The 7,117-nt window shown below is 63.2% G+C and carries 7 protein-coding genes; 5 read left to right on the plus strand and 2 right to left on the minus strand.

Annotated elements, in window-relative coordinates; genetic code table 11:
• Both VLE48_14030 and VLE48_14035 read left to right on the plus strand, forming a co-directional pair.
• On the plus strand, nt 1-445 hold a 445-nt coding region (locus VLE48_14030), incomplete at its 5' end, for an HD domain-containing protein (GenBank protein HSA94128.1).
• Nucleotides 446-689: 244 nt separating this feature from the next.
• Nucleotides 690-1,904: a DUF4349 domain-containing protein gene (locus tag VLE48_14035; protein ID HSA94129.1), complete on the plus strand. Its 1,215-nt coding sequence runs from the start codon at nt 690-692 to the stop codon at nt 1,902-1,904.
• Between the two features lie 39 nt (nt 1,905-1,943).
• On the opposite strand, the gene VLE48_14040 is transcribed toward VLE48_14035, so the two are convergent.
• Nucleotides 1,944-2,591 carry an MOSC domain-containing protein gene (locus VLE48_14040; GenBank protein HSA94130.1) on the minus strand — a complete coding sequence of 216 codons (648 nt, stop codon included), beginning with the start codon at nt 2,589-2,591 and terminating at the stop codon, nt 1,944-1,946.
• A gap of 60 nt (nt 2,592-2,651) precedes the next feature.
• Nucleotides 2,652-3,527, minus strand: a complete 876-nt coding sequence (locus VLE48_14045; protein HSA94131.1) for an alpha/beta hydrolase — start codon at nt 3,525-3,527, stop codon at nt 2,652-2,654.
• 156 nt (nt 3,528-3,683) lie between these two features.
• Between VLE48_14045 and VLE48_14050 the strand changes: the two genes are divergently transcribed.
• The 3 genes from VLE48_14050 (at nt 3,684) to ahcY (ending at nt 7,008) form a co-directional block, all read left to right on the plus strand.
• On the plus strand, nt 3,684-4,250 hold the full coding sequence (locus tag VLE48_14050) for an ABATE domain-containing protein (protein ID HSA94132.1): 567 nt from the start codon (nt 3,684-3,686) through the stop codon (nt 4,248-4,250).
• A 180-nt stretch (nt 4,251-4,430) separates the two neighbouring features.
• Nucleotides 4,431-5,612 (plus strand): methionine adenosyltransferase, encoded by a 1,182-nt coding sequence (gene metK, locus VLE48_14055; GenBank protein ID HSA94133.1) that lies wholly within the window; start codon nt 4,431-4,433, stop codon nt 5,610-5,612.
• Nucleotides 5,613-5,733: 121 nt separating this feature from the next.
• A complete protein-coding gene (gene ahcY / locus VLE48_14060) occupies nt 5,734-7,008 on the plus strand; it encodes an adenosylhomocysteinase (protein ID HSA94134.1) in 1,275 nt (424 codons plus the stop codon).
• Nucleotides 7,009-7,117 lie beyond the last annotated feature (109 nt).

Genomic DNA, 7,117 nt, shown 5'->3' on the forward strand with positions numbered 1-7,117 from the left:
GGGCGGCGACGAGGACCTGGCCATCGCTGCCCTGCTGCACGACGCGGTGGAAGACTGCGGCGGGCAACCGACCCTGAGGCTCATCCGTCGCCAGTTCGGACATCGCGTGGCCCGCGTGGTCGAGGAGTGCACCGACGCCGACACCATCCCCAAGCCTCCCTGGCGCGAGCGCAAGGAACGCTATCTTGCCCACTTGCCCCACGCTTCCGCGGACGGACGCATGGTCTCTGCCGCCGACAAGCTGCACAACGCCCGCGCCATCCTGTCTGACTACCGGTTGGTCGGTGACAACGTGTGGGAGCGCTTCAAGGGCGGGCGCGACGGAACACTGTGGTATTACCGCTCGCTGGTCGATACCTTCCGTGCCCTCGGCACCAACCGCGTGGTCGAAGAGCTGGCCAGGACGGTGGACGAGCTGGAAAGAACGATAAGCAATAAGCGATAAGCCGTAAGCCAAGAGCCAACAGCCAAAAGCCAAGAGCAAAGTCCTGACAGAATCTGTCGTTCGCCTGTCTCGTTGTGTCACTCTCCGGACCTTGCACTTCAGAAATCCGCAGTTTCTCAGTTACTTCGGTAATGGCACGCCGCTTGCTGAAGCGTGAACAGGCCTTCCAGGCATAGACCCTCCCCAAGGAAACACTGCAAGCCAACACACATCGCCCGTTCTTTACGGGTGAGGGGAGAGTCTTATGTCTGAAGCGCTTCGTCTCTCGATGGTCAGCCGCAAGAAGATCGGTTCCTGGCTGGTGACGGCTTCACTCGTTCTGGGAGTCCTGCTCACCATCATCGCAGTGGCCACGCCGAACCTGTTGCGTTCGCGTATCTCGGCCAATGAATCGTCAGCGGTGGGATCCGTGAGGACGCTGAACACTGCGCTGGCAACCTACAAGGCCGAGCATCCGCAGGCGGGCTATCCGCCCCAACTCGCTGAGCTCGCGCCTTACGTGGATGCCAACCTGACAGCCGGGCAGAAGGCGGGGTACAACTTCACCTACACGCCCGTGGATCAGGACGGCGACGGTGTTTCCGAAGCCTTCGATGTAAAGGCGCAGCCAATAGAACCCGGTAAGAGCGGACAACGCCATTTCTCCAGCGACGAGACGGGTAGTATCAGCTACCAGCAGATTCCTGCAGGCCCGAAAGAACTGCTCGGCGGAGGGACTCCTTCTTCGGAGCGCCGCCCGGCTGGGCAGATACGCCGGATGATCCAAAACGGGTCCATGAATCTAATTGTCTCCGAGCCGAGTCAAAGCACGGAAGTAATTCGGACGATTGCCTATCGCCTCGGCGGCTATGTCGAGTCGGAGCAAACCTCGGGGTACGCCGGTGAGCGAACAGTATCGATCACTATCCGCGTTCCCGGCGCCCGCTATGAAGAAGCGCGGCGAGCGATCCGCGGCCTGGGCCAGCGAGTGGAGAACGAACGCGACGAGGCGCGCGACGTCACCGGACAGTACGTCGACCTGGAATCCTCGCTGCGCAACTTCCGCGCCGAAGAGGCGCAGTATCTGGAGATCATGCGGCGCGCGGGCTCCATCAAGGATACGCTCGCCGTGGCCGAGCGCCTGGCCGACGTGCGCGGGCGCATCGAGCGCACCCAGGGGCAGCTCAACCTGCTGGCGCGCCAGACCGAGATGGCCTCGCTGGCGGTCACGCTGCGCACCGAGCCCGTGGTCCAGCCCACGACGGTGCGCTGGCATCCCGCAGCCGAAGTCAAGGCCGCGTTCTGGGACGCTGCCGACAATCTCGCCACTTATGCCAACTTCATGATTGCCGTCCTGTTCCGCTTGCCGGTGATGCTGCTGTGGATCGTTACCCTGGGCGTGGGACTGGCGGCCGGTTGGAAGATGCTGCGCTGGATGTGGAAGAGGCTGTTCGCGACGGCGCCGGCGGCGGCTGCCTAGCGCCTGGTTGATGAACCAGGCCGGAGACGAAATAGTCCATCAGCGAGGGTGAGCCTCCACTTTGCGTAGCAGCGCCTCCTTCCAGTTCTGCGGCAGGGCACTCAGGTTCTGGATCCGCCCCAGCAGTTCCAGGTCGCGGCTGTGACCGAGGTAGACCTGGGTGATGTCCCCGACCGACACCCGATGGGGATCGCGGCTCAGTATCTCTATATCGGATCCCGTCGCCACGCTCCCCGGCTCCACCACCGCGAAGTAGAATCCGCTGCGTCCGCTGGCCAGGAAGCGCTTGATCATGTCATCACGCCCGAATCGAACCTCCAGCTTGTAGCAAGGCATGCGAGGCTGGGTCACCATCAGGACGGCTGACCCGACTCGCAGGCGGTCCCCGATGTGGAGCGTGTCTTCGCGGAGCCCTTCGGTGGTCAGGTTTTCGCCGAAGTTGCCCCAGGAGAACGGCACCTCCGGCAGTTGGCCGCGCCAGTAAGAGTAATGCTCGGAGGGATACGCATACACCGCCTTGTCGGCTCCCCCGTGGACGGTAAGATCCGCCTGCCTGTCGCCCTCAAGATTCAGTTGCCGGATTGTAACCGTTCCCTCCACGGGCTCTTTGAAGATCCCCGTGCGGACGGTCATGCCCTTCCAGGCAACTTCTCGCGGCAGACTCACATTCACGGAAATGATTTGCATCGGTCTTCTCCGGCGTTTCAGGTTTCGGGGCCGCGCCACTACGCGGCCCCTTGGCTGGCCTCAGGCAACCCTGCCCTCTAGTATCAGGCTGCGTCCGAGGAAATCCCGAATCGCCTCAGCGATCTCCTGATGGTGCGTTTCGAGCGCGAAATGGCCCGTGTCGTAGAACCGCACTTCAGCGCCCGGAATGTCGCGCTGGAAGGCTTCCGCCCCCGGGGGCAGGAAGAACGGATCGTTCTTGCCCCACACCGCCAGCAGCGGAGGCCGCTTGGTCCGGAAGTACTCCTGGAATTTGGGGTACAGCGCGACGTTGCTGGCGTAGTCCAGGAACAGGTCGAGCTGGATCTCGTCATTGCCCGGCCGGGCCAGCAGCGCTGAGTCCAGCGTATAGGCTTCCGGCGCCACCAGCGTTTCATCGGCCACGCCATGCAGGTATTGCGACCGGGTCGCCTCCGGAGTGAGAAAGTCACGCAGCGCAGCGCGATTCTCCGCGGTCGGCTGCTGCCAGTATCGCTGAATCGGGTTCCAGCCTTGGCTCAGGCCCTCCTCGTACGCGTTCCCGTTCTGCGAGACGATCGCGGTGATCCGCTCCGGGTGCGCCAGGGCCAGTCGGAATCCCACCGGGGCGCCGTAGTCGAACACGTAGATGGCGAAGCGCTCCAAACCGATCGCCCGGGTAAAGCCGTCGATGGTCCTGGCCAGTTGCTCGAACGTGTAGCGAAAACGCTTGCGGTCGGGGGCGTCAGAAAAACCAAAGCCTGGCAAGTCCGGCGCAACCACGTGGTAACGATCGGCCAGAGCCGGAATGAGGTTGCGATACATGTGGGAAGAGGTGGGAAAACCGTGCAGCAACAGAATGGCGGGGGCAGTTTTAGGACCAGCCTCTCGATAGAAAATCTTGTTGCCATCCACGGTCGTTCGGCGATAGCGGGTCATAGCGTGCTCTCCTCGGGGATGTGGCCGGCTGCCAATGCGGAGATTGCATCGACATTCTGGCCATAACCGTCTAATATAATTATAGACGGTTACAGCGAGAAGATGAGCGAATCGGTGAAAAGTTTCAGGACTTATAATCGGCAGGGGGAGGGCGACGTGGGCTTCCTGTTCGTGGGCAACCGGCTGTGCCTGGACTTCGTCAATACCCGTGTCATCGAGCACGGCCGTCCGGTGGACTACCTGCAGAGCGGAGACGACGTATGGCGCTGGCTGAAGGCGGCAGACGCAGCTGCTCCCTCAACCGGGACGAAGTCGCGCCGCCAGCAGCTGCTGCGGGAAGCGCGCGCGTTGCGGGCTGCCGTCGAAGGCCTGGCGGCGCGCCTGGCAGCGGGCCGGCCGGTGCCGCCGTCCTCGGTCGCTGCCATCAACCGGGTATTGCGCGCGCGGCGCGAGCACCTGCAACTGGTGCGTGCGGCAGGCGGGTTCCGCACGGCGCGCCAGAGCGAAGCCGCCGACACCCTCGGCTCGCTCGCTCCCGTCGCTTTATCCGCTGCGCGGTTGCTGACGGAAGATGACCCCTCGCGCGTTCGTCGCTGCGGCAATCCTGCCTGCATCCTCTATTTCTATGACACCACCCGCAGCCGCACCCGGCGCTGGTGCAGCATGCAAGGCTGCGGCAACCGGCTGAAAGTGGCGGCGCACCGGCAGCGTCTGAGAAACTGAGAACTGAGAAGCGGTCCCATTCGCTGCGTCCCTTTCCCGCCCAATCGGCTCACGCTCCCGCTGGCTGCAAGGCGTTGCCCGGAGGGGGTTTTGCTGCTACTTTAGAGTATCTGCTGCGCCGTCCCCGCGGTTGTTCCGAACCCACCGCAGCGTGCGATTCAGCGAACCGGAGGAAGGAATTTGGCACCCAAGCGACGTTTTCTGTTCACCTCAGAGTCCGTGACCGAGGGTCACCCCGACAAGATTGCCGACCAGATTTCCGACGCCATTGTGGACGCCTGCCTGGCGGAAGACCCGTACAGCCGCGTGGCTTGCGAGACCCTGCTGACCACGGGCCTGGCCTTCATCGCCGGCGAGATCACCACCAAGGCCTATGTGGACTTTCCTTCCATCGTGCGCGGCACCGTGTCTTCGGTGGGCTACATCGACGCCGGCTATGGTTTCGACGCCCAGACGTGCTCGGTGATCAGCTCCATTCACGAGCAATCGCCCGACATCAAGATGGGCGTGGACCGCGACGGCGCCGGCGACCAGGGCATGATGTTCGGTTATGCCTCCAATGAGAACGACGCGTACATGCCGGAGCCCATCATGCTGGCCCACAAGCTCACGCTGCGCCTGGCGGAAGTGCGCAAGAAGGGCGAACTGGAGTACCTGCGGCCGGACGGCAAGTCGCAGGTCACGGTGGAGTACGACGAGAACCACAAACCGGTGCGGGTGGATGCGGTGGTGATCTCGACGCAGCATTCGGAAACCGTGGACAACGAACGGCTGCATGCCGACGTGCTCAAGCACGTGATTCAGGCCGCCATTCCTTCCCGGCTGCTGGATGCCGACACCAAGTACCACATCAATCCTACCGGCCGCTTCGTAGTGGGCGGACCGATGGGTGACACCGGCCTCACCGGCCGCAAGATCATCGTGGACAGTTACGGCGGCATGGGCCGCCATGGCGGCGGCTGCTTCAGCGGCAAGGATCCGACCAAGGTGGATCGCTCCGGCGCCTACGTGGCGCGCTACATCGCCAAGAACATCGTAGCTGCTGGCCTGGCGGAGCGCTGCGAAGTGCAAATTGCCTACGCCATCGGCGTGGCCGAGCCGGTGAGCGTGCTGGTGGACACCTTCGGTACAGGGAAGGTGGCCGAAGAGAAGCTTGAAAGCCTGGTGCGCGCCAATTTCCGGCTCACTCCCCGTGGCATCATCGAATCGCTGGACCTGCGCCGGCCCATTTATCGCAAGACCGCGGCCTACGGACACTTCGGCCGCAAGGATCCGGATTTCACCTGGGAGCGGACCGACAAAGCGGACGCCCTGCGTGAGCAGGCCGGGATGAAGGCGGAGACGGCGAAGGCCGCCAAGTAGTGGAGCGGGCGGCGAGCAGCGCCGCCCGCGCCCGTTTCGAGTATCCTTGAGAGTCCCCCGGTTCGGACTCTTCCCCTGAAGGCAGTCCAGCCATCTCATGACGAAAGCGAACGGAAAAGGTATGCCAACAGCGACGCAAGTGAAGTGCGATATCAAGGACCTGGAACTGGCCGACCAGGGCAGGAAGCGCATGGAGTGGGCCAACCAGTCGATGCCGGTGCTGCAGAGCATCCGCAAGGACTTCATCAAGAACCAGCCGCTCAAGGGCACGCGCATCGCGGCCTGCCTGCACGTCACCACCGAGACCGGCAATCTGGCCGTCACCCTGCGCGACGGCGGCGCGGAGGTGGCGCTTTGCGCTTCCAACCCGCTCTCCACCCAGGACGACGTAGCGGCGTCGCTGGTGCGCGACTACAGCATCCCCGTCTACGCCATCAAGGGTGAGGACAACGAGACCTACTACCAGCACATCCTGGCGGCGCTGGAGACCAAGCCCCATATCACCATGGACGATGGCGCCGATCTGGTGACCACGGCGCTCACCAAGCGCACCGACGTGGTGGACGGCATCTTCGGCGGGACCGAGGAGACCACTACGGGAGTCATCCGGCTGCGCGCCATGGCCAAGGAAGGCGTGCTGCGCTATCCCATCATCGCGGTGAATGACGCGCTTACCAAGCACCTGTTCGACAACCGCTATGGCACCGGGCAGTCGACCATTGACGGCGTGGTGCGCGCCACCAATATGCTCATCGCAGGCTCGAAGTTCGTCATCGCCGGCTACGGATGGTGCGGACGCGGCCTGGCGTCGCGCGCCAAGGGCATGGGGGCGGATGTGATCGTCGGTGAGGTCGATCCGACGCGCGCGCTGGAGGCGGTGATGGACGGCTTCCGCGTCATGTCCATGAACGAGGCCGCTCGCCTGGGCGACGTCTTCGTTACTGTGACCGGCAACAAGAACGTCCTTACCCGCGAGCATTTCGAGACCATGAAGAACGGAGCCATCGTCGCCAACTCCGGGCACTTCAACGTGGAGATTGATATCCCCGCCCTGGAGAAATTGTCTTCTTCCAAGCGCACCATCCGGCCCTTCGTCGAGGAGTACTCCCTCCGGGACGGCAAGAAGGTTTACCTGCTGGGCGAAGGCCGGCTCATCAACCTGGCCTCAGCGGAAGGCCATCCCGCCTCGGTGATGGACATGAGCTTCGCCAACCAGGCGCTCTCCGTCCAGTACCTGGTGAAGAACCACGCTTCGCTCGAGAAGAAGGTCTATCCCGTGCCGGAAGAGCTGGATAAGCGCGTGGCCCGGCTGAAGCTGGAGTCCATGGGCATCAAGATCGACCGCCTGACGCCGGAGCAGGAAGAGTACCTGGCCAGCTGGTCGGAAGGAACATAGCGGCAGTTTCGAGTTTCTGGTTATCGAGAGGGGTGGCCTTGCGGCCACCCCATTTCTTTTCCCGAAGCTTGCACCCGAATCCAGCCGAGGCACTCAAGGCCCATGAACA

This window comes from Terriglobales bacterium (assembly GCA_035454605.1).
Taxonomy (GTDB): domain Bacteria; phylum Acidobacteriota; class Terriglobia; order Terriglobales; family Acidobacteriaceae; genus DATMAB01.